This window comes from Caulobacter sp. GW821-FHT10F06, from assembly GCF_058809215.1.
On the sequence record NZ_JBXASK010000002.1, the window covers coordinates 19,774 to 42,421 of the forward strand.

Below are 22,648 nucleotides of genomic sequence, written 5' to 3' on the forward strand. Positions count from 1 at the left end.
TAGCGGAGACCCGGGACCGCAATAGGCGTCGGCGTTTCCGGCGGTCCTGGCTCTTCGCGCGACGCGCTATGGCCGGGATGACAGCATTGGGGCGCCGACCAACAGCGCCGTGTCGCTCTCGTCCTTCAGAGCCACGCCGCTCTCGCCCAGCCGAAGGGCTTCGCGCGCCAGCCAGGCCAGCTTGAAGGCGGCCTGGTCATAGGACAGGCCTTCGCCTCGGATGTTGGAGACGCAATTGCGCGCCGCGTCGGTCAGGCCGACGCGCGGGGCGAAGGTCAGGTAGGCCCCCAGGCTGTCGGGCGAGGACAATCCCGGCCGCTCGCCGACCAGCAGCAGGACCAGCCGCGCCCCGAGGATCTCGCCGACCTCGTCGCCCAGGGCCACGCGAGCCTGACTGGCGATGACGACGGGCGCGAAGGTCCAGTCTTCGGCCTGAGCCAGCGGCAGCAGGGCGGCGATCAGCGAGGCGGCGTGGGCGTGGACGGCGGTGCTGGACAGGCCATCGGCGACGACGATGGCTAGGTCGACAGGCTTTGACGGTCGGGCGGACAGCAGCACGCGGCTGGCCTCCGACAGCCGACGACCCAGGTCGGGTCGACGCAGATAGGTGGCGCGGTCAGGCGCGGCGCTGTCGGCCATGAGAGTGGCCAACCCCAGGGTCCCTATGGCCTCGGCGACGCTCTGGGCGTTGAACGCCGTGTGCACCGCATCGCGGGCCTGGGCATGCGCCAGGGAGAAGGCCAGCACCTCATGGGTGGGCAGGCTGGCGCCGCTGCGGCCCAGAGCGATGCGGGCCGGGGTGTGGGCGCGCAGGGCGGTCCAGGGATCGGGCGGAAACGGAGCGCTCATCCGCCGACCGTCAGCAGCGGATGGCCGGCCGAGGACGGCGCGAGGCGGCCGTCGGGACCGGTGATGCGCAGGCGCTCCAGCCAGGACTCGAACTCTGGCGCGCGCTTCAGGCCCAACAAGTCGCGGACATAGAGGGCGTCGTGGAACGAGGTCGACTGGTAGTTCAGCATCACGTCGTCGGCGCCCGGCACGCCCATGATGAAGGTGACGCCCGCCGTGGCCAGCAAGGTCAGCAGGCTGTCCATGTCGTCCTGGTCGGCCTCGGCGTGGTTGGTGTAGCAGACGTCCACCCCCAGCGGCGCGCCCAGCAGCTTGCCGCAGAGATGGTCCTCCAGCCCGGCGCGGATGATCTGCTTGCCGTCATAGAGATATTCGGGGCCGATGAACCCGACCACGGTGTTGACCAGCAGCGGCTCGAACGCTCGGGCGACGCCGTAGGCGCGGGCCTCCAGGGTCTGCTGATCGATCCCGTGATGCGCCCCGGCCGACAGGGCCGAGCCTTGGCCGGTCTCGAAATACATGACGTTGTCGCCGACCGTCCCGCGCTTCAGCGAGCGCCCGGCGTCGAGGCCTTCCTTCAGCAGCGACAGGGTCACGCCAAAGCTGGCGTTGGCCGCTTCCGTCCCGGCGATCGACTGGAACACAAGATCCACCGGCGCGCCGCGCTCGATCAGGGCGATGGCGCTGGTGACGTGGGTCAGGACGCACGACTGCGTCGGGATCTCGAACCGCTGGATCAGGTCGTCCATCAGCCGCACGAGGTCACCCAGCACCGAGAGATTGTCGCTGGCCGGGTTGATGCCGATCACCGCGTCGCCGCAGCCGTAGAGCAGGCCGTCCAGCATGGACGCGGTGATCCCAGCCGGATCGTCGGTGGGATGGTTGGGTTGAAGCCGCACCGCCATGGTCCCGGGCAGGCCGATGGTGTTGCGGAACCTCGTGGTGACTTGGCACTTGCTGGCCGCCAGGATCAGGTCCTGGTTGCGCATGATCTTGCTGACGGCGGCGACCATCTCCGGCGTCAGGCCGGGCGCGAGCCGGGCCAGAACGGACGGCGTCGCGACCTCTGACAGCAGCCAGTCGCGAAAGGCTCCGACGGTCAGGCTGGCCACCGGCGCGAACGCCGCTGCGTCGTGGTTGTCGAGGATAAGCCTGGTGACCTCGTCGGTCTCGTAGGGGATCAAGGCCTCCGAGAGGAAGGCCTTCAATGGCGTGTCGGCCAGCACCATCTTGGCGGCGACGTTCTGCTGGGCCGAGGTCGCGGCGACGCCGGCCAGCACGTCACCCGACCGCAGCGGCGAGGCCTTGGCCATGACGTCGCCCAGCCCGTCGAAGGCGTAGGTCGTTCCGGCCACGGCGCGCGCGTAGGTCATGGCCGGAGGGTGATCCGGAAAACGCAGGCCGACAAACGAAAGCGGAAGCGCTGGCGTTCTCGCTCCCAGGATGCCGTGTTCGGCGTCAATCGCTAGGCAGCCACCTCCGCAACAAGCCCCAAGCCTCCGCCTTCTGCGCGAAGTTGCGCGCGGCGTGGGCTGGACTGGAAGAGGGCAGGTTAATCAGTTCGATCCGCCCCGCCACCGGAGCCAGCAGGCGCGCGCCCAGCTTGGCGGAGGTCCCGCCGTTGAAGGCGACGGCGCGCAGGGCGGGCAGGGTCCCGACCAACGCCAGCAGGTCGTTGGAGGCGGGATTGAGGATCGCCGCGTCGAGACTGCCGCGCCGTTCGGCCTCGGCGATGACGTCCCATAGGCCCACGCCGCGCGAGCGCAGCGACGCAAGGCGATCTTCGTAGGGCAAGGCGACCAGCGGCGTGTCGAGCAGCGTCTCCAGCAGTCGCCAGAAAGCGTTCCGAGGATGGGCGTAGTACTGGGTCGCGGCCAGCGAGGCCTCGCCGGGCAGGCTGCCCAGGATCAGGACGCGGGTGTTCTCGTCGACGACCGGCGGGAAGCTGCGCTTGCGCTCAGCGTCCATCGGGCGGGTCGTTGCGCAGCCAACCGGTGACAGTCAGGCGCGGCGCGCCGGCATAGGGCGCGACCGGGGCCACCGAGTGTCGGCGCGGCACCTTGAACAGGGTCAGTACGTTGAAGGCCGGCGCGAAGCCGCGTTCGACGTCGCCCTGATCGTCATGGAACAGAAGCTGGCCGCCCCAGTCGGGCCGCCACCGGCGCGTCAGGCCCAGAGTGTAGGCCGCCACGCGCTCGCCGACGCCGGTGTCGTCATGCAGCGTCAGGAAGTCGGCGGGGCGATAGAGGGTCGCCTGGGCGTCGATCTTGGTCACGCCAGGCTCGCCGGTCACCGCCTTGCCGAAGTCGATCATCTCGGGGCTGTTGAGGAACGCCGTCAGGGCGTGGATTGGGTGACCCGGGTCGCGGCCTTCGACATAGGCGTTGATCATCGGATAGCCGAGATAGACATAGGCGAAGCCCGTGCGGGCCCGCAGGGTCGCCGCGTGCAGCCGGCTGGCCACGACGTCGCCGCCCAGTTGCGCGCGGCGCTCACGCGTCAGGACGTCCGCCTTGCCGGTGTCGGTCGAGCAGATTACATCCCAGTCGATGGTCTGTTCCAGAATGCCAGCCAGACGGTCGACGACCTCGGGCTCGAAGACGTCGGGAACGCGCACCAGGCCGTCGCGGGCATAGGCCTGTGCGAAGGCCGCCGGATCCAGCGCCGGATTGAGGCGGAGGACCGGCGCTTCGCTCATGCTCAGCCTTGCTCGCCGAACACGCGCTTGAAGATCACGTCGACATTCTTGGTGTGGTAGCCGTAGTCGAACAGCTCATCGAGCTCGGCGTCCGACAGGGCCTTGGAGACCACCGGGTCGGCCTTCAGGAAGGCGATGAACTTGCCTTCGCCGCGCCACACCTTCATCGAGTTGCCCTGCACGGCGGCGTAGGCGTCCTCGCGCGACACGCCCTTCTGGGTCAGGGCCAGCATGACCCGCTGCGAGAACACCAGGCCCCCCAGCTTGTCGAGGTTCTTGGCCATGTTCTCGGGATAGATGTTGAAGCGCTCGATGACGCTGGCCATGCGGCGCAGGGCGAAGTCGAGGTGGACGGTGGCGTCAGGGCCGATGCCGCGCTCGACCGACGAGTGGCTGATGTCGCGCTCGTGCCAGAGGGCGACGTTTTCCAGCGCTGGCGTCACGGCCGAGCGGACCAGACGCGCCAGGCCGGTGAGGTTCTCGGTCAGGATCGGGTTGCGCTTGTGCGGCATGGCCGACGAGCCCTTCTGGCCCGGATCGAAGGGCTCTTCGGCTTCCAGAACTTCCGTACGCTGCAGGTGGCGGATTTCGGTGGCCAGGCGCTCGATCGACGAGGCGACCACGCCCAGGGCCGCGAAATAGGCCGCGTGGCGGTCGCGCGGAATGACCTGGGTCGAGACCGGCTCGACGGTCAGGCCCATCATCTTGGCCACGTGTTCTTCGACGCGCGGATCGACATTGGCGAAGGTGCCCACGGCGCCGGAGATGGCGCAGGTGGCGATCTCGAACTTGGCCATCGCCAGGCGCTCCTTGGCGCGCTGGAACTCGGCGTAGTAGCCGGCAAGCTTGAGGCCGAAAGTGATGGGTTCTGCGTGGATGCCGTGGCTGCGGCCGACGCAGACGGTCATCTTGTGCTCGAGCGCCCGGCGCTTCAGGGCGGCCAGCAGCAGGTCGACGCCCTCGATCAGCAGATCGGTGGAGCGCGACAGCTGCACGGCGAAACAGGTGTCCAGCACGTCGGAGCTGGTCATGCCCTGGTGCAGGAAGCGGGCCTCGGGGCCGACGATTTCCGACACGTGGGTCAGGAAGGCGATGACGTCGTGCTTGGTGACGCGCTCGATCTCGTCGATGCGATCGCTGTCCCAGACCGCGTCGCGGCCCTTTTCCCAGATCGTCTCGGCGGACAGCTTGGGGATGACCCCAAGTTCGGCCATGGCGTCGGCGGCGTGGGCCTCGATCTCGAACCAGATCTTGTACTTGGTCTGGCTGGACCAGATGGCGGCGGCTTCGGGGCGGGCGTAGCGGCTGATCATGGACCGGCCGTTTCGGCCGGAGCGGCCCTGGAGTCAAGCGTGATGGCCGGCATGGGCCGGACAAAAGAACGGCCGCCCTCCAGGAGAAGAAGGCGGCCGAGTCATTGGGAGGAAACGCCCTGGAAGGGCAGCTCTTCTATAGCGCAGCTGATTTGATCTGACAACGTTGTCATGACGAAATAGTTTCGAAGCTGGCGATACGCAGCGCAAGCCGGAGCCCAAACAAAAAGGGAGACGAGCGCGGGCTCGTCTCCCTCCAGACTCCGAGCTTCGGGCGCTGGGCCTACTTCGGCTTGCGCGCGGCCTGGACCTCGATCTCGACCAGCATGCCGCCCTGGACCAGCGAGGTGACCTGGCTGGTGATGCGCGAGGGCTTGTTGGGCTGTTCGGGCGTGCCGAAGAAGGTCTTGTAGGACTCCATCATGCCGGGGAAGTCCATCTTGCCGCCCTTGGCCGGGTCGCCGACCAGCAGCACGCGCATCATCACGACGTCGGCCATGGTCGCGCCCTGCGACTTCAGCGCGTCCTCGATGCGCTTGAGCACGCCCAGGGTCTGGGTCTTGGTGTCACCGAAGGTGGCGGTCAGGGCGGGGTCGCCCTTGGGGTCGAGCATCGGCGGGGTCATGCCGCTGACATAGATGGTGTCGTAGCCGGCCGGCACGGTGACGACGCTGGCGATGGGCGACTTGGGATCGCCGCCGCGGACGATCTGGGCCGAGGCCGAGCCGGCGAAGACGGCGGCCAGGGCCAGGCCGGCGGCGAGGGGAGCAAAGCGTTTCATGGTCTTCTCCTTGAGAGGGCGATCAGTGGGCTTGCAGGCCGCGGGCCTTAGGGGGCGCTTTGCGGACCTTGGCGACATCGGCGGCCGTAACCGGTTTGGCCTTGTTGCCCCAGGATGAGCGGACATAGGTCAGGATGGCGGCCAGGTCGGCGTCGCTGAGGTCGTCCTTGAAGGCGGGCATGCCGGCGCGGCCGTTGAGGACCGTCGTCGTGACGATCACCGGGTCGCCCTGCACGAACGCTGAGCCGGCAAGGGCCGGGAAGGCGCCCTTGACGCCCTTGCCGGTCGCCTGGTGACAGGCCGAGCAGTTGTCCATGAACAGGCTCTGCGGCGGCGGGGCGGCCAGGGCTGCGACGGGAGTCGTCGCCGAGGCCAGCACGGCGATGAAGGCGATACGGGAAGCGAGGGTCATTGGGTCCTTTCGGGCTCAGGCCTGCTGCACGCGGGCATGGATCTTGGCGATCTGCTGCCAGGCCGACTCGATGGCCCCGGCCTGCCAGCCGCCAAGATAGCTGAGGTGTTCGCCGGCGAGATAGAGGCGGCCGTCGGGTTCGCACAGCACCGGATAGGCGTCGCGACGACCTTCCTCGCGCCACTCGGCCCAGCCGCCCAGATTGAACTCGGCCAGGTGCCAGCTGAACGAGAAGGCGTTCTCGAAGTTGTCCTTGTACTCTGGGAAGATCTTCTGGCCGGCGTCGACGGCGAAGGCCGCGCGCTCGGCCGGAGGCTTGGCGCTGATCTTGGCCGCCTCGCCGCCGAAGGCGTAGTAGCCCAGCAGCACGCCTTTCTGGCTCTGCCAGCCGGTGGAGGGCAGGGTGATCGTGCCGATGCCGGGAATGTCGTTGTAGATGTGCCCGCCATAGATGTGGTGGTTCTCTTCCCAGAACCGGGTCTTCATCTGCAGGCCGATCTTGTTGACCGGGGCGTAGGCCACGCCCTCCATGGCCGTCTTAAACGGCGCCGAGGCGTCCAGGTCGATCTGCTTGAGCACGCTGAGCGGGATGGTGCAGACGCAGTAGTCGGCGGTGATCTCGCCGGTCTTGCCCGACGCGTCCTTGAACGAGACCGTCACGCCCTTGTCGGACTGCTTGATCTTCTCGACCACGGTCGAGTAGCGGATCATCGAGCCTACGTGCTTTTCGAAGCCCTTGGCGATCTGGTCCATGCCGCCGATCGGCTGCAGCATGGTGCGCTGCTGCTCGTAGCCGGTGACCGAGCTCAGCACCCGCCAGGCGCCGCTGTCGAGCACATCCTTGAAGGCGAAGGGCGGCAGCTCCTTGCCGGGGCCCGGATCGACGCCGGCGCCCGGGTGCACCGAGAAACCTCGGCCCTCGGTGCCCTTGTAGGCGAGGTCCTTGGGCGAAAGCCGGCCTTCATTGATCATGTAGGCGACGAACGTGTCGCGATCGGCGGGGCTGAGCGCCGCGTCCAGGTCGCCCTTGCTGGCGGCCTTGGCGATCAGTTCGGCGGCGTAGCCGCGTGCGTCGGCTGCGATCTCGCCCTTGCGGACCGGCTTGCCGGCCAGCGGTCCCTTGCCCTTCTGGAAATAGACATAGGCCGCGTCGTTGTCGTTGACGAAGCTCTCCAGCAGCACGCCGAACAGCTTGGTGTAGTGCAGGGTCGAGCGGTGATGATACGGGATCCGCCACGGGCCGTGGTTGATGTAGAGACCCTCGTCGAACTCGCAGGTCTGCTTGTTGCCGATCAGGTCGGTGTGCTGGAAGCCCTTGCGCGCCGTCTGGCAGCGGCCGCCGGCGAAGGATCGCGCCTCAAGGATCTGCACCTGGTAACCGGCCTTCGACAGTTCGTAGGCGGCGGTCATGCCGGCCAGGCCTGCGCCGAGGACGACGATCTTGGTCCCCTTGGCTCCGCCGGTCAGTTCGGGCGGCAGCTCGGTGGCCGACGCCATGCCAAAGCCCAGGGCGTCCATGCCCGAGAGCGCCAGGGACATCCCGCCGATCGCCGCGAGGCCCTCGAAGAACCGCCGCCGGGTGAGAACGCCACCCGTCGCCGCGCCGTCATTCATATCCATGAAAACCCGCCCGCCTGTTTAGACCCCGACGCTTTTTGCAATGTGTCCACCGCCTCGACGATACACACAAATCGCCCCGGTCGAACGCGTCTCCGCCGAGGTCCCGCGCATCACGAAATTTCAGCGCAATGGGCGCAACCCATTTCGGACACGGTTGGATCTGACATGTTAGATCCCGCGCGGATGCCCCCCGCTTGGGCACCGCGAGCGGCCCGTGTGCGAACCGTGGGCGAGCCGAAAAGATCGCGCCGTCAAGCGTGAATCGGACTTTCCCCGATCGCGCTCAAGGCGCCGTAGGAGACCTGATGAGCCCGACCCCGCCCGCCCTTCGCCTGCGCCTCGCCACCCACGAAGACATGCCCGTCCTGTCGGCCCTGATGGACGCGGCGATCGGCGAGCTGCTGCAGGCCTTCCTGCCGCCGGAGGGGGTGAAGGCCTCGTACGAGGTTATGGGCCTGGACACCCAGTTGATCACCGACGGCACCTATTTCGTCGTCGAGGACGGCGACCAGATCGCCGGCTGCGGCGGCTGGAGCCGGCGGGCCACGCTGTTCGGCGGCGATCACTCGGCCGGTCGTGACGCGGCGCTGCTGGACCCGGCCGTCGACGCGGCCAGGGTGCGGGCGATGTACACCCACCCCGACCACACGCGGAAAGGCGTGGGGCGGATCGTGCTGGACGCCTGCGAGGCGGCGGCGCGGGCCGAAGGGTTCTCGCGGGTCGAGATGGCCGCGACCATGGGCGGCGTGCCGCTGTATCGCGCCTGCGGCTACCACGACATCGAGCCGTTCACGGCCTCGACCTCTACCGGTTACGAGGTGCCCTTGATCCGGATGGGCAAGCAACTCTGACCCTTGGCGATGAAACAGGACTGTTGCGGACAAATGCGCTGCTGTAGGCATGCGATCATGCATAGCCCCAGGCGCCTTTCGCATCAGGCTCTCCTGTCGAGCCTTCTCTTGATCGCGCTCTCGGGCTGTGTCTCGACCACCGGCCTGAAGGACGCGACGGGCGTCTGCTATCGCCGGGTGCTGGCCAGCGACGGCGGCGCGGCGCAGGAGCGATTCGAGACCGTCGTGGTGCGGCAGTCCTCCAACGCCGACGCCGACAAGGTGCGGGTGCAGGCCATTCAGGACCTAGGCTCCACGCCGTTCTACCAGAACCTGGAGCCCAATCGCTGGCACAGCGCCTGGATGGGCGGCGCGCAGGACGACTTCGAGCGCGGACCCAGCTGCTTCAAGCTGCGGCTCGCCTCGGCCAAGCCGCCCGAAACGCCCCGCACGCCTTAGGGCTTTCCGACGCCGCAAAGCAAAAGGGCCGGACTTGCGTCCGGCCCTTCGCGTTGGTGGAAACGTCGCGTCCTAGAAGGTCGCGGTCGCCTTCAGGTACCAGAAGCCGCCTTGCCAATCGACGATGGCGTCCGAGCGATAGATGCGGCCGTTGGTGGCCGACTCGCCGGTCTTGTCGGGATCGGGGTGGTTGGCGAACAGGTTCCGGGCGCCGACCGAGACAGTGTAGGTGTCGGTGGCCTTGTAGCTGAACTCGGTGTCGACGAAGACCTCCGGATCCCACTTCTGGACGACCGGGTTGGCGACGCTGAACATGTTCTTGTACGGGCCCCAGATGTTGGCGCGGGCCACGGCCTTGAACTTGCCGATCTCGTGGCTGGCCGACACCACCGAACGCCAGCGGGGCTGGGCGTTCTCGAAGTCGAACACGCCCTCGGCGTCGAAGAAGTTGGCCGAGAACACCTTGTCGATCTTGAACTTGTTGTAGTTGCCGCTGACCGTGAAGCTGGTCGACTGGCCGCTTTCCCAATTGACCTTGTAGGTGGCGACGACGTCGACGCCCGTCGTCGTGGAGTCGAAGGCGTTCTGGTAGAACTGCACCTGGCCGATGGTGTCGGCGCCGGGCACGTTGGCGGCCAGCAGCGCGGCCTTGATCGACGCCGTCACCGTGATCGGGGTGGTGGCGTAGAACTGGTCCTTGATCTTGATGCTGTAGGCGTCGACCGTCAGGCTGAGGTTCGGCAGCGGCGTGGCGGTGAAGCCGGCCGCGATGTTCAGCGACTTTTCGGGCTTCAGCACCTTGGCGCCCATGAACTGGGCCACCGGGTTGGTGGCCGGGAACAGGCCCGAGGCGATGATCGCGCCGTTCTCCACGCGGGTGGAGACGTTGGTCGTGAACAGCTGGCCCGGGGTCGGGGCCCGGAAGCCTGAACCGATCGAGGCGCGGAGGCCGAAGTTGTCGGTCAGCTGGTACTGGGTGGCCAGCTTGCCGTTCCAGGTGCTGCCGAAGTCCGAGAAGTGCTCGCCGCGCACGGCGGCGTCCACGAACCAGGCCTCGGTGACATTGGCCGAGGCTTCCAGGTAGCCGGCGTAGGAGTCGCGGGTCAGCTTGCCCGAATAGGACGGGGGCGAACCCGGGGCGCCGTTCGAGCCGACGGCCAGGGCGTTGTAGGTCGGGTCGATGCCGGCGAAGCCGTCCGACGCGTCCGACAGATAGTTGGCGCAGTTCAGGCCCGCTGTGGCCGGCAGGGCCAGGCCGGCGGCCGTGGCGGTGTGGGTGGTCGTGTTGCAGAAGCCATAGGCGTTGGGCACGGCGTAGGTGCCGGCGACGTACGAGGCCAGGTCGCCGGGCTCGATCTCGTAGCCTTCCTTGCGGTATTCGGCGCCGAAGTTCAGCGTCACCGGCGTGTTCAGGCCCTCGACGCCCCAGTCATAGGCGAAGTCCGCGTTGGCGGCCGATTCCGTCGAGATCAGCGAGCCGACATAGAAGGACTTCGGCGAGGCCGGGCCCATCGACGGGTTCACGGTGTCCCAGAGGGTGTAGGACAGCTTGTCGTTCCCGTACCGGCCCGAGATGTCATAGGTCAGGCCACTGGAGAACTTGCCCTTGAAGCCGCCCGTCAGGCTGTAGTCGGTGATGTCGCCGCCGAACATCGGCGTAAAGCCGGCGGGGAAGATCGAGCTGAACAGGAAGATCGAGCCGTCCTGCTGGCGGATCGGCGTAGCGTTGACCGCGTTGCTGACCGGCGGGCGATAGTTGAAGTACTCGGTCGCCTTGCTCTTGGAGTAGTTGGCGAAGGCGTAGATCGACAGGTTGTCGGAGAAGTCGTAGCCGGCGTTGACCACGCCGCGCAGGGCTTCGGCGTCGGGTTGACCCCACTTCTGCACGTAGTCGTGGATCAGGGCGCCGTACGACGGGTTGGCGGCCGCATAGCTGGTGACGCAGAAGCCTGCCGACTGGTTGGGAATGCCGACGTTACAGTACTGCTTGCCGCGGTTGACCTGGTTCTGGCTGGTGTATTCGAACGTGCCGTTGACGAAGCCGTTCTCGCCGATGGGCAGGCCCAGGTTGCCGGTGACCAGCACGTCCTCGCCGTCGCCCAGATAGAACTGGCCGTACTGCGCCGTCAGCGAACCGCCGCTGGGGCTGTCCTTCAGTTGGAAGTCGATGACGCCGGCGATGGCGTCCGAACCGTACTGCGCGCCGGCGCCGTCGCGGGTGACGACCACGTTCTTCAGGGCCGAGGCGGGAATGGTGGCCGCGTCGGGCGCCTGGGCGCCGGTGCCGCCAATGCTGACCAGCGCCGAGCGATGGCGGCGCTTGCCGTTGACCATGAACAGGGTCTTGTCGGTGGGAAGCCCGCGCAGGCTGGCGGGGCGGATGAAGGTGGCGCCGTCCGAGATCGGCTCGCGAGCCAGGGTGTAGGACGGGACCAGGGTCTTCAGAATGTCGTTGGTGTCGGTGAAGGCGGCCGATTTCAGGTCGCTTTCGCTGAAGGAGTCGACCGGGACCGCGCTGTCCAGAACGGTGCGCGGCTTGCCGCGAGCGGTGACGACCAGGGTGTCGATTTCGGAGGCGGTTTCCGCAGCGGGATCGGCCGGAGTATCAGCGGCATGCGCCGCGACAGAGTAACCCAAAGTAACTGACATCGCAGAAATACCTGCGAGCAGAGTCTTCTTCAAACGCCGATTCATAAATAGCCCCCTCATTTCATTTATAAACGCATGGTTGATTCCTTCTCCATGGCGCTCATCTCCCGACCTTTTATTGTTGTTGGGTACTGACGCTATTTTCACTCGGTCTTTGCCGACGAAATCAGCGTGGAGGGAAGGCGAGGGCTTCCGCAATGGGGGGCGTCGGCAGGAAACCCTTACAGAGACGCGCGACGGCCCCGGCGCCCCTTTGCGTGGCGTCGAGACCGGTTTTTTAGGCAGAACATTGCTCTCCGATTGCTCGGATCACGCCGCGCGGCGACGTTTCGTCAGGCGACAAGGCGTTCGTCGGTCTGATTTTGCGCTTCGGTTTCAAAGAGATCGAAGGCGTCTTCCCAGGCGGCCAGTCGCGACTCGCGCAGTTCGGCGTCGTCGATGATCCGGATGATCTGGTCCTCGCGGTCGTTCCACACGACGCCTAGGTCGACCACTCGATCGGCGTCGCGGCCCAGCAGCAGGATGACGTCGGCGCGGGCGGCCCGCTCGTGGCTGATCCGCATCAGCGTGCGTCCGGCCCCCAGGTCGCGATGGATGTCCGCGAAGGCCAGCACGGCCGAGATCATCGGGGCGTTGACGGGGGCGATGGCCCAGGCGGGGCAGGCGAAACGGGACATGGACGTCTCCTTCGGTTCGGACAGATCCTGTTTGCGCGTGCCCTGCGCCAGAATCGGTCGTATGGAGAACGAATGAGGCACGAAAAGGCTGCACGGCTCTTGGACCTGGCGCGCATGTTGGCGAGCTCGGCCGAAGGCATGACATTGGACGAGATGGCCCAGGCGCTGGACGTCGGGCGACGCACCGCCGAGCGGATGCGCGACGCCGTATGGGCGGCTTTCCCCCAGCTGGAGGTGGTGGACGACCCGCCGACCCGACGATTTCGCATCCCCGCCGGGCTCGACGGCCTGTTCCAGACGCCCACCGCCGAGGAGCTGGCGGCGCTGCGCACGGCGGCGGATTCGTACAAATCCTCCGGCGCGGAGGGCAGGGCGGCGTCGCTCTATGGCCTGGAGCGCAAGCTGCTGTCGGCCCTGCGCGGCGCGGCTCGACGCAAGGTGGCCCCGGACGTCGAGGCCCTGGTCCAGGCCGAGACCATCGGCGTCCATGCGGGTCCTCGGCCTTACGAGGATGACGCCGTGTTGGGCGCCATCCGCATGGCCATCAAGGGCTTGAGCGCGTTGGCCTTCCGCTATGACGGCGGCAGCACGCCGGGCCGCATCCGCGAGGTGACGCCGCTGGGCATCCTGTTCGCGCGCAGCAACTATCTGGTCGCCCTGGAAGGCGACGACCCCCGCCCACGCTCTTGGCGGCTGGACAAGATGAAGGACCTGCGGGTCTTGGACCGGCCCGCCCCGCCGCCGGAGGACTTCTCGCTGCAGGCGTTCGCCGACGAGAGCTTCGGCATCTATCACGGGGCCGTCGAGGACGTGGTGCTGCGCATCCGTCCCGATCGGGCCGAGGACGCCATGCGCTGGCGCTTCCATTCCACCCAGACGGTGCGGCCCGAGCCCGACGGCTCAGTCACCGTCGCCTTCCGGGCGGCGGGGATGCTGGAACTGGCCTGGCACCTCTTCACCTGGGGCGACGGGGTGGAGATCGTCGCGCCGGCCAGCCTGCGCGAGCTGATGGTGACGGAGCTGAAGCGGGCGCTGGCGGCGCACGAGGTTTAGGCTTCCACCAACCTCAGCAAGGCCAGCTCGCTGGCCCGCGCCGAGGCCCGCTTGCCCAGCGGCAGCTCGCCGGCCTCGTAGGCCATCAGCACGCGGGGGTGGATATAGGCGGCGCGACACACGGCCGGGGTGTTGCCCAGCAGACCGGCCACCGCCTTGACGCAGGTGTTCACCGATCGCTTGGCCGCCGTCTTGGTTTCGGCCGGCGGCAGAAGGCGCAGGCCCTCCATCGCCGCCAGCGAGCCGGCCCAGGTGCGGAAGTCCTTGGCCGAGAAGTCCGCTCCGCAGGCCGCGCGGATGTAGTTGTTGACGTCGCTGGACTCGATGGCCCGCTGCTCGCCGTCCTCGCCGACATACTTGAACAGCCGCTGGCCGCGGAGTTCCTGGCAGGCGCGGACGATCCGCGCCAGGCGCTTGTCCTGGAAGCCGGTCTTGTGGGTCTTGCCGCTCTTGCCGCGGAACTCGAACACCGCGCCGCCACTGGCCAGCCGCAGGTGGCGCTTCTGCATGGTGGTCAGGCCGAAGCTCTTGTTGGTGCGGGCATATTCGTCGTTGCCGACACGGATCAGGGTCAGCTCCAGCAGCCGCACGACGGCGGCCAGCACCTTCTCGCGCGGCAGGCCGCGACGGGCCAGGTCGGCCTCGACCCGCTTGCGCAGACGGGGCAGGGCGCGGCCGAAGGCGGCCATGCGCTCGAACTTCTGCTTGTCGCGGTCGGCGCGCCAGTCGGGATGATAGCGATACTGCTTGCGGCCCTTCACGTCCCGGCCGACGGCCTGGATGTGGCCGCGCGGACTGGGGCAGATCCAGACGTCGGTCCAGGCGGGCGGAATGGCCAGGCCCTTGATCCGAGCCAGCGTCGCCTCGTCCTTCAGCGGCTTGCCGTAGTTGTCGATGTAGCGGAAGCCCGATGCGGTCGCGCGGCGGCTATAGCCGTTGGAGTGGTCGTCGCAATAGACGAGGGCGGCGCTGGGTGGCGGTGAGATCTGGTGCGTGTCGCGAGCCATCTTGGTGACTTGCCTCCCTATCCACGAGCAACGTGATAGAGGGAGCGCCAGTTCCGGGAGCGCCTCGCCAGACATGAACTATCGCCACGCCTTCCACGCCGGCAATTTCGCGGACCTGCAGAAGCACGCCATCCTGCTGGCGCTGCTGGAGGCGCTGAAGGTCGAGAGTCCGACGCTGTCGGTGATCGACACCCACGCCGGCGCGGGCGCCTACGACCTAAGCGGCGACATGGCCAAGCGTTCAGGCGAGGCCGAGTCGGGGATCTTCAAGCTGATCGCGGAAGGCGACGCTCCCGCGGTGTTCGCGCCGCTGGTCGCGCGCTTCCGCGAGATGAACAAGGGCAAGGACGGGCCGCTCTATCCGGGTTCGCCGCTGCTGATCGCCGACGCCCTGCGCCGCGAGGACCGCTACACCGCCTGCGAGCTGCGAGAGGACGACTTCGAGCTCCTGCGCCGCTCGCTGGCGACCTACGCCTTCGCCCAGGCCTCGCGCGCCGACGGCTTCGAGACGGCGTCGGAGAAGGCCGGTCGAGGCGGGCGGGCCTTCGTGCTGATCGATCCGCCGTTCGAGCGCCCCGATGACTATGCCCGCATCGTCGCCGTCACCCGCGGCGTGCTGGCCCGCGATCCCGAGGCCGTGCTGGCGATCTGGACGCCGCTGAAGGATCTCGAGACCTTCGACGCCTTCATTCGCAGGCTAGAAACCGTCACGGACGACGCGCTAGTGGCTGAGGTCAGACTTCGCCCCTTGCTGGACCCCATGAAGATGAACGGCAGCGCCATGGTGATGATCGGAGCGCCGGCCAGCGTCGAGCCGGCGGTCGCGGCCGCCACCGACTGGATCGTCAAGCGCCTGGGTCAGGCCGGCGGCGCGGCGCGGGTCTGGCGCACGGCTGGCGCGTGAACCTGACCCCGCCGTCCTTTCGTGAGGCCTTGGGGGTCTGGCTGAAGGTCGGTTGCCTGGGCTTTGGCGGACCGGCGGGACAGATCGCCCTGCTGCACCGGACGGTGGTCGAGGAGAAGGGCTGGGTCGACGAGGCGCGCTTCGCCCACGCCCTGAGTTTCTGCATGTTGCTGCCCGGACCCGAGGCCCAGCAACTGGCCGTCTGGCTGGGCTGGCGCCTGCATGGGATCAAAGGCGGAGTGGCTGCCGGGTTGTTGTTCGTGCTGCCGGGCCTGCTGGTGATGCTGGGCCTGTCGGCGCTGTATGTCGTCCATGGCCGCTCTGAATGGGCTGGGCCGGTGCTGATGGGCTTGAAGGCGGCCGTCGTGGCGCTGGTGGCCCAGGCCCTGGTGCGGATCGGCAAGCGGACGGTGCGGGACCTGGCCGGGCTGGCCGCCGCCGTGCTGGCCTTCGCGGCCCTGACCTTCACGATCCTGCCGTTCCCAGTGCTGATCCTGACGGCCGGCGCGGCGGGCTGGGCGCTGGGCGGAGGCCGTGTCGCCGAGCTCGCGCCGATCGCGGCGGACCGCCAGGGTCGGCTGAAGACCGTGCTGGTCTGCCTGATGCTGTGGCTGGCGCCGCTGGCGGCCGCCTGGCTCATCGCGCCCGACTCGGTTCTTGCCCGCATGGGCGCGGTGTTCGGCGGCCTGGCGGTGGTCAGCTTCGGCGGCGCCTATGCGGCCCTGGCCTATCTGGGACAGGCGGCCTCGGCTTTCGGCTGGCTGACGCCCGGCCAGATGCTGGACGGCCTGGGCCTGGCCGAGACCACGCCGGGACCGCTGGTGCTGGTCTTCACCTTTGTCGGCTTCGTCGGAGCCTTCCAGGCGGCCTCGCCGCAATGGGTCTGGGTGGCCGGCCTGACGGGCGGGCTGATGGCGGCCTGGATGACCTTTGCGCCGTCGTTTCTGTGGATCTTCGCCGGAGGGCCGTTCTTCGACAGCCTGCGGACGCGACCTCGACCGGCGCGGGCCCTGGCCATGATCTCGGCGGCGGCGGTCGGCGTCATCGGCCAGCTGGCGGTCTGGTTCGCGGTCCATTTCCTGTTCGGAACCAGCGAGACCTTCCGAGCCGGCGCGCTCAAGGTCGTGGTTCCGCAGCTGTCGAGCCTCGATCCGGCCGCTCTGGGGCTGACGATCCTGGCGCTGGGACTGACCTTCGCCTTGCGGCTGCCGGTGCTGGCTCTGGTGGTCGCCATGATCGTCGCGGGGCTGGCGCTGAGATTTGTCGGACTGAGTTGATGTTACGACATTTTCGCACTTGCGAACGTTGTAACTGTGTTATGTTGCGTTGCACAAATCGCGGTTGCCGGAGCGCGCGCCATGGTTTCTTCCTCGCCTTTCCTTCCTGTCTTCAAGACCGATCGGGTCGACCCCGAAGCGGCGCCACGCCTGATGGTCGGCGCGGCCTCGCCGTTGTGGCTGATGTTCGGTGGCGCGGCCGCCGCCGGCGCCACCTGGTGGTGGTGGGCGTCGCGCTGGCGTGAGGCCACCAATCTGGAAGCCTTGTCGGCCCTGAAGCCCGAGCCCGTCGCGACGCCGGTTCCGGCGCCCGAGGCCTTGGCCGTCGAGGTTGTCGAAACGGTAGAAGCCACTGTCGATGCGGTTGCTGAACCGGCCAAGATCGTCGCCGAGGCGATGACCGAGAGCGTCGTCGAGACGGCCGAGGCCGCCAATGACGCCGTCGCCGAAACCGTAGAAGCGGTCGCCGAGAGCGTCGAGGCGGTGGTCGACGACGCCGAGCCGGCCGTGCTGGCGGCCGTGGAGGCGCCGGTCGAACTCGTGGCAGAAGCGCCGATCCCGGAAGCGCCCGTGATCGAGACCCCGGTCGCCGAGGCGCCGGTCGAGGCCGCCAAGGCCGTGGTCGACGACCTGACCCGGCTGGTCGGCATTGGTCCCAAGCTGGCCGTGTCGCTGGGCGAGCTGGGGGTGACCAGCTTCAGCCAGATCGCCGCCTGGACCCCCGATGAGTTGGCCTCGATCGATCAGCTGCTGAATCTCAAGGGACGCGCCGACCGCGACGCCTGGATCGCCCAGGCCAAGCGCTTCGTCACGACGCCCGAGGCCTGACCGACTAACGCGGCGCGGGCGCGCCTATGCCGCCCGCGCCGCATTCAGTGTTCAGGTACTTCTCGATCTCGACCAGCTGGGTCTCGACCATGGCCGGCTCCATGGTCACCAGCTGGTGGCCCATGTCCTTGATCTCGAGATAGCGATAGGGCTTTCCGGCCGCCTTCAGGGCGTCGGCGAACTTGCGCGACTGCTTGACGTCGACCGTCTGGTCGCGGTCGCCATGATAGATGAACAGCGGGATCTGTGCGTCCTTGGCGTGCTCCAGGGCGTCCAGGCCCCGGATGGTCGGGTTCTGGAATTCGCGCTGCAGGCGGTTGTCGAAGGTGGCCCGCTTGAGGCTGGCCAGGTCGCCGGCGCCCGCGCCCGAGATGGCGCAGCGATAGAGGCCGTTGGGCCGGATGGCGGCGGCCAGGGCCGAATAGCCGCCGTAGGAATAGCCGAACATGGCGATCTTGTCGGGAGCGGCGATCTTCTGGGCGATCAGCCATTTGGCGCCGTCGTCCTTGTCGTCCTGCATCTTCTGACCCCACTCGCCGTCACCGGCGCGCCAGAGCTTCTGGCCCCAGCCCTCCGAGCCCCGGAATTGCGGCTGCAGCACCGCATAGCCGCGGCTGGCGAAATACTGGATCCATCCGGCTGGATCCCAGCCCAGGTCGTCGCGCGCCCAGGGACCGCCGTGCGGCTCGATCAGGGTGGGGTAGGGGCCTGGGCCGTACTTGTCGGCTGGCGGGGTGGTCAGGAAGGCCGGGATCGTCAGGCCGTCACGGGCGGCGTACTGCACCAGGCGCGTGCTTCCCAGGGCGGCGACATCCAGGTCGGGCCGCGCCTTGCCCAGCAGGCTGAGCGCCCCGCTGGCGTCGAGCAGGTAATATTCGCCGGGATTGCTCGGGCCCGTCTTGGTGACGATGAAGTGCTTCCGGTCTTCGGACCAGTCGGTGATGTAGGCGTCCGCGCCGTCGGCGACCGGCAGTCGGGTGACCGCCCCGGTCGCCGGATCGGTCCAGCTGGTCACGGTGGTCTTGACGCCCAGCGCCGACCGCAGGGTCTTGTTCAGCGCCGAAAGTGTCTCGTCAGTCCAATAGACGGTGTTGCTGGGGCCGGCGTAGCTGAAGCCCAGCACCCGGCCGTAGTCGGCCTGGGCGGTCGAGGCGACGATGCCGCCGGCGTCGAACAGCTTGTGTTCCAGCAGCGGCTCGACGATCTGCCGGGCCTTGATGTCGTAGACATAGAGTCCAGCCTTATCGTGGCCCTTGCTGGACGAGATGTAGATGATGTTGGGATCATCGGTGAACCCGACGATCGACACCGGCTCGCGGTCTTTGGCGTACCAGCGGAAGTGCTCGGACCATTCGCCGCTGACCGGATCGCGGATCCACTGGGCGAAATAGACCGCGCCGTTGTCGTAGTTCAGTTCCTGGCGCGCGCGGATCTGGCCCTTGAGATCCAGCTGGAAGCCGCCGAATCGGTCCGAGCCGCGCATCAGCCGCTCGGTCGTTCCCGAATAGATGTCGACCTTCAGGATGTCGCCGTTGGTGTCCAGGCGATGGTCCTCGACGACCACGTGGCGCGGATCGGCCGGCAGGGAGTCGATCAGCCGCGAGTCGTCGAACTTGTTGACGTAGTCCTCGTAGCTGGAGCGCGAGCGGCCGTCGGACAGCATGGTTGTCCACGACTTGCCCTCGAGGTCGGAAATATAGTGCCGGCCCAGGTGGCCCTTGATGTTGCCCTGGGTGAAAGTCTGGATCGTCTCGACCAGCAGGCGGTCGTTCTTCAGGAAGGTGACGCCGAGAATCCGGACCCGTTCGGCCGAGATCACGGTCGGCGGCTTGTCCAGAGAATCGGTGCTCCACACCGAGATCGTCGCGGGTCCGCCGTTGGCCGAGGTCAGGGCGACGATGTGCTTGCCGTCGCGCGAGATCTGCACGTCGCTGATCGCCGGCGGGTCGGAAAACACCTTGGCGGGCAAGGGCGCGGCGCGGGGCGCCAGGGGCAGGGCGGTGAGCAGCAGGGCGGCCGCGGCGAGCAGTCTCACGAGGAACTCCGGCACTGGCGGAAACAGGCCGCTCCACCATAGCGATCGCGGGATTGTGGCCAAGCCGTCATGAGCGACGCCGAAAGCATCGGCAGGTCTCTCAACTGCGTGCGCAATGCCACACCACGGCGGAATTGCGACGGGAACGCGACGCAAAAGTTGCAGGGACCTTGCGGAGCAGGTTCTTGTCGCCATGCGGTAAAGCGTCACAGGCCTGCTGGGGGCGGCAGGGCGAAATTACCGCGTTACGTGAAACCTGGGAGGCGTTACCTCTAATGTCCATTCGTCGAAAGCATCTTCTCGCCTCCACGGTGATCGCCGGCCTGGCGGTCAGCGCCCTGGCCCCGACCCTCGCCATGGCTCAAGCGGCCGCGCCGCTGACGACCACCGACGAACAACCCAAGGCTGACGCCACCGAGGTCGAAGCCCTCGTGGTGACGGGCTCGCGCATCAAGCGCAGCGAATTCAACAGCCCCGACCCGATTCAGGTAATCAGCGCCGAGCAGGCCAAGCTGAAGGGCATCGGCTCGACGGCAGGCCTGCTGATGAGCTCGACGATCGCCTCGGGCTCGCCCCAGATCAACTCGGCCATCTCGAGCGCCTTCGTCACCGATGGCGGCCCGGGTTCGGAGACCATCTCGCTGCGCGGCCTGGGCGCCAACCGCACCCTCGTGCTGATCAACGGTCGCCGCACCGGCCCGGCCGGCGTGCGCGGCGGCGTGTCCGCCGTCGACCTGAACACCATCCCCGTCTCGGCCATCGACCGCGTCGACATCCTGAAGGACGGCGCCTCGTCGGTTTACGGCTCGGACGCCGTGGCGGGCGTCGTCAACATCATCACCAAGCGCGACACCGACGGCCTGGAGCTGGACGCCTTCTTCAGCCAGCCGCAGAAGCACGGCGGCGAAGAAGCCCGCGGCAGCCTCAGCTGGGGCAAGACCTTCGACCGCGGCTTCTTCAACATCTCGTACGACTATTCGAAGACCGCCGAGCAGAGCAACGGCCAGCGCAGCTGGACCAATTGCGGACGTCAGTACATCACCGGCTCGAACGGCCAGCGGAAGGACACCATCGATCCCCGCACCGGCGCGGGACAGTGCCGCGACCTGCTGTACGATCAAATCTGGCTCTACGACTTCAGCTTCGCCGGCCTGCCGGGCAAGCTGCAGTACGACTATTCGGGCAAGCTGGGCGGCCTGATCCCGCAGATCCCGCCGGGCCAGGCGGCCCTGTATCCAGGCGTGCCCGCCGGCTTCTACACCGTCGGCTACAGCACCGATCCGCAAGCCGCCGACATCGGCGTGCTGGACTATAACAGCCCGTTCAACCTGGCTTCGTCGCTGACCCCGCGCACCGAGCGCAACACGGTCTACGCCCAAGGCTCGTTCGACATCACCGACAGCGTCGAAGCCTATGGCGAAGTGCTGCTGAACCGTCGCGCCACCAAGACCAATGGCTATCGCCAGTTCTGGAGCTACTTCTACACCGGCGACTACGACCCGTTCTCGGCCGGCTTCACGGGCGACATCATCCTGTCGCCGACCCCGGTGACCAACCGCAACCGTTCGGGCCAGCGCGTCGACTACCAACGCTATGTCGGCGGCCTGCGCGGCGACTTCGGCAAGATCGACTTCCTGAAGGGCTGGGACTGGGACGTCTTCACCCAGTACAGCCACAGCAAGGGCTCATACTCGCAGGACGTGATCCTGCAGGACGCCGTCGACGCCGGCGCGTTCCGCACCGGCTCGTGCGTCGGCACCGTCACGCCGATCAGCAAGAAGCCGTGCGTGGACGTCAGCTGGGTCACGCCGGACTTCCTGGCCGGCAAGTACACCGCCGCCGAAGAAGCCTTCCTGTTCGACAACGAAACCGGCCACACCACCTACAAGCAGCTGGTGTTCGAAGGTTCGGCCTCGGGCAACCTGTTCAAGCTGCCGGCCGGTCCGGTGGGCGCCGCCGTCGGCTTCCACTACCGCAAGGACTCGATCAACGACGTCCCGGGCGAGATCACCCTGGCGGGCAACGTCTGGGGCGCCTCGACCGCTGGCGTCACCAAGGGCGACGACCTTGCGCGCGAAATCTTCGGCGAACTGAGCGTTCCGCTGCTGAAGGGCCTGCCCTTCGCCGAGAACGTCGAGCTGTCGCTGTCGGGCCGTCACACCAAGGTCAACAGCTACGGTGAGGACGACACCTACAAGATGGGCCTGAACTGGCAGATCGTGCCCGCGCTGCGGGTCCGCGCCACCAAGGGCACCTCGTTCCGCGCCCCGGCGCTGTTCGAGCTCTACAAGAACCGCGAGACCAGCTTCGCCAGCCAGCGCACCCTGGACCCCTGCATCAACTGGGCCCAGAACCTGGCGCAGGGCAACCTGCAGCAATACGTGGCCGACAACTGCCGCGCCGCCGGCGTCCCGGGCACCTATTCGGGCGCGGGCGCTTCGGCGACCGTCACCGCCGGCGGCGGCAAGGGCACGCTTGAAGCCGAAACCTCCAAGGCCGTGACCTATGGCGTGATCTGGACCCCCAGCTTCGCCGACCTGAACGTGGCCGTCGATTACTTCGAGATCGACGTCAGCAACGAAGTCGACCAGCTGGGCGCGGCCAATATCGTCAAGGGCTGCTACACCTCGCGGTCCTACCCGACCGATCCGCTGTGCACCCTGTTCACGCGCAACTCGGGCTCGCACCTGATCACCAGCGTCACCAACAACTACATCAACATCGCCAAGCAATCGAACCGCGGCATCGACCTGACCGTTCGCTACGGCCAGGAACTGCCCTGGGACACCAAGCTGACGGTCGACCTGCAATCGACCTGGCAGCTGGAGGACACGGTCGAGAAGTTCGCCGGCACGGTTGAGGACAACAACGGCTATGTCGGCGACCCCGACTGGACCGGTCAGCTGAACTTCCGCTTCACCCGCGGCGAGTGGACCGGCTTCTGGGGGATCGACATGATCGGCAAGGCGTCCGACGCCGAGTTCTACGCCGACCGCAACACCGCCGGCACGACCTTCTACAAGATCCACACCGAGTTCACCGCCTATCACAGCGTCTCGCTTCAGAAGAAATTCGACAACTGGGAACTGCTGGGCGGCGTGGCCAACGTCTTCAACGAGGCGCCCCCGGCGGTCTCGTTCGGCCAAGGCAACTACAACACGGTGGGCAACTCGGTCCTGTCGTCGCAATACGACTATATCGGCCGCCGGGTGTTCATGAACATCACGGCCCGTTTCTAGTCGACGTCTGATTGGCT

Annotated in this window: 19 protein-coding genes; 7 read left to right on the forward strand and 12 right to left on the reverse strand. The window is 67.4% G+C overall.

Annotated features, from left to right (window positions below; translation table 11 throughout):
* Window positions 1-66: 66 nt before the first annotated feature.
* The 8 genes from eutC to AC1RUS_RS03370 form a co-directional block, all read right to left on the reverse strand.
* The gene (gene eutC / locus AC1RUS_RS03335) at window positions 67-849 is read right to left on the reverse strand and encodes an ethanolamine ammonia-lyase subunit EutC (RefSeq protein ID WP_492913029.1); all 783 of its coding nucleotides are present in this window, start codon (window positions 847-849) and stop codon (window positions 67-69) included.
* Complete coding sequence (locus AC1RUS_RS03340) at window positions 846-2,222, reverse strand: ethanolamine ammonia-lyase subunit EutB (protein WP_492913031.1); 1,377 nt, start codon at window positions 2,220-2,222, stop codon at window positions 846-848. Before AC1RUS_RS03340 ends, eutC begins: the two co-directional genes overlap by 4 nt.
* An 85-nt stretch (window positions 2,223-2,307) precedes the next feature.
* The gene (locus tag AC1RUS_RS03345; RefSeq protein WP_492913033.1) at window positions 2,308-2,817 is read right to left on the reverse strand and encodes a DNA-deoxyinosine glycosylase; all 510 of its coding nucleotides are present in this window, start codon (window positions 2,815-2,817) and stop codon (window positions 2,308-2,310) included.
* On the reverse strand, window positions 2,807-3,547 hold the full coding sequence (locus tag AC1RUS_RS03350) for a 2OG-Fe(II) oxygenase (RefSeq protein WP_492913035.1): 741 nt from the start codon (window positions 3,545-3,547) through the stop codon (window positions 2,807-2,809). Before AC1RUS_RS03350 ends, AC1RUS_RS03345 begins: the two co-directional genes overlap by 11 nt.
* Before the next feature lie 2 nt (window positions 3,548-3,549).
* Complete coding sequence (gene purB / locus AC1RUS_RS03355) at window positions 3,550-4,860, reverse strand: adenylosuccinate lyase (protein WP_492913037.1); 1,311 nt, start codon at window positions 4,858-4,860, stop codon at window positions 3,550-3,552.
* Window positions 4,861-5,143: 283 nt separating this feature from the next.
* Window positions 5,144-5,641, reverse strand: a complete 498-nt coding sequence (locus AC1RUS_RS03360) for a RidA family protein (protein WP_492913039.1) — start codon at window positions 5,639-5,641, stop codon at window positions 5,144-5,146.
* A gap of 22 nt (window positions 5,642-5,663) precedes the next feature.
* On the reverse strand, window positions 5,664-6,053 hold the full coding sequence (locus AC1RUS_RS03365) for a c-type cytochrome (protein ID WP_492913041.1): 390 nt from the start codon (window positions 6,051-6,053) through the stop codon (window positions 5,664-5,666).
* Window positions 6,054-6,068: 15 nt separating this feature from the next.
* Entirely contained in the window at window positions 6,069-7,673 is a 1,605-nt protein-coding gene (locus tag AC1RUS_RS03370) for a flavin monoamine oxidase family protein (protein ID WP_492913043.1), read from the reverse strand.
* A 305-nt stretch (window positions 7,674-7,978) separates the two neighbouring features.
* Between AC1RUS_RS03370 and AC1RUS_RS03375 the strand changes: the two genes are divergently transcribed.
* Both AC1RUS_RS03375 and AC1RUS_RS03380 read left to right on the forward strand, forming a co-directional pair.
* On the forward strand, window positions 7,979-8,524 hold the full coding sequence (locus tag AC1RUS_RS03375; RefSeq protein WP_492913045.1) for a GNAT family N-acetyltransferase: 546 nt from the start codon (window positions 7,979-7,981) through the stop codon (window positions 8,522-8,524).
* Between the two features lie 108 nt (window positions 8,525-8,632).
* A complete protein-coding gene (locus AC1RUS_RS03380) occupies window positions 8,633-8,962 on the forward strand; it encodes a hypothetical protein (RefSeq protein ID WP_492913047.1) in 330 nt (109 codons plus the stop codon).
* Between the two features lie 72 nt (window positions 8,963-9,034).
* Here AC1RUS_RS03380 and AC1RUS_RS03385 read toward each other — a convergent pair whose 3' ends face one another.
* Both AC1RUS_RS03385 and AC1RUS_RS03390 read right to left on the reverse strand, forming a co-directional pair.
* Window positions 9,035-11,671: a TonB-dependent receptor plug domain-containing protein gene (locus tag AC1RUS_RS03385; protein WP_492913049.1), complete on the reverse strand. Its 2,637-nt coding sequence runs from the start codon at window positions 11,669-11,671 to the stop codon at window positions 9,035-9,037.
* A 272-nt stretch (window positions 11,672-11,943) separates the two neighbouring features.
* Window positions 11,944-12,288, reverse strand: coding sequence for a hypothetical protein (locus AC1RUS_RS03390; protein ID WP_492913051.1), 345 nt, complete (start codon window positions 12,286-12,288; stop codon window positions 11,944-11,946).
* Window positions 12,289-12,360: 72 nt separating this feature from the next.
* On the opposite strand from AC1RUS_RS03390, the gene AC1RUS_RS03395 reads away from it, so the two are divergent.
* Window positions 12,361-13,341 (forward strand): helix-turn-helix transcriptional regulator, encoded by a 981-nt coding sequence (locus AC1RUS_RS03395; protein ID WP_492913053.1) that lies wholly within the window; start codon window positions 12,361-12,363, stop codon window positions 13,339-13,341.
* On the opposite strand, the gene AC1RUS_RS03400 is transcribed toward AC1RUS_RS03395, so the two are convergent.
* Window positions 13,338-14,348 carry a DNA topoisomerase IB gene (locus AC1RUS_RS03400; protein ID WP_492913055.1) on the reverse strand — a complete coding sequence of 337 codons (1,011 nt, stop codon included), beginning with the start codon at window positions 14,346-14,348 and terminating at the stop codon, window positions 13,338-13,340. The genes AC1RUS_RS03395 and AC1RUS_RS03400 overlap by 4 nt on opposite strands.
* A gap of 73 nt (window positions 14,349-14,421) precedes the next feature.
* Here AC1RUS_RS03400 and rlmJ point away from each other — a divergent pair, with 73 nt between their 5' ends.
* From rlmJ to phaH, 3 genes are all read left to right on the forward strand, one after another.
* A complete protein-coding gene (gene rlmJ / locus AC1RUS_RS03405; protein WP_492913057.1) occupies window positions 14,422-15,252 on the forward strand; it encodes a 23S rRNA (adenine(2030)-N(6))-methyltransferase RlmJ in 831 nt (276 codons plus the stop codon).
* The gene (gene chrA, locus AC1RUS_RS03410; RefSeq protein ID WP_492913059.1) at window positions 15,249-16,529 is read left to right on the forward strand and encodes a chromate efflux transporter; all 1,281 of its coding nucleotides are present in this window, start codon (window positions 15,249-15,251) and stop codon (window positions 16,527-16,529) included. The genes rlmJ and chrA overlap by 4 nt, the downstream gene beginning before the upstream one ends.
* 81 nt (window positions 16,530-16,610) lie before the next feature.
* The gene (phaH, locus tag AC1RUS_RS03415; protein ID WP_492913061.1) at window positions 16,611-17,357 is read left to right on the forward strand and encodes a phasin PhaH; all 747 of its coding nucleotides are present in this window, start codon (window positions 16,611-16,613) and stop codon (window positions 17,355-17,357) included.
* Window positions 17,358-17,361: 4 nt separating this feature from the next.
* Here phaH and AC1RUS_RS03420 read toward each other — a convergent pair whose 3' ends face one another.
* Window positions 17,362-19,392, reverse strand: a complete 2,031-nt coding sequence (locus tag AC1RUS_RS03420; RefSeq protein ID WP_492913063.1) for an alpha/beta hydrolase family protein — start codon at window positions 19,390-19,392, stop codon at window positions 17,362-17,364.
* A gap of 275 nt (window positions 19,393-19,667) precedes the next feature.
* Here AC1RUS_RS03420 and AC1RUS_RS03425 point away from each other — a divergent pair, with 275 nt between their 5' ends.
* Complete coding sequence (locus AC1RUS_RS03425) at window positions 19,668-22,631, forward strand: TonB-dependent receptor plug domain-containing protein (RefSeq protein ID WP_492913065.1); 2,964 nt, start codon at window positions 19,668-19,670, stop codon at window positions 22,629-22,631.
* The last annotated feature ends 17 nt before the right edge of the window (window positions 22,632-22,648 follow it).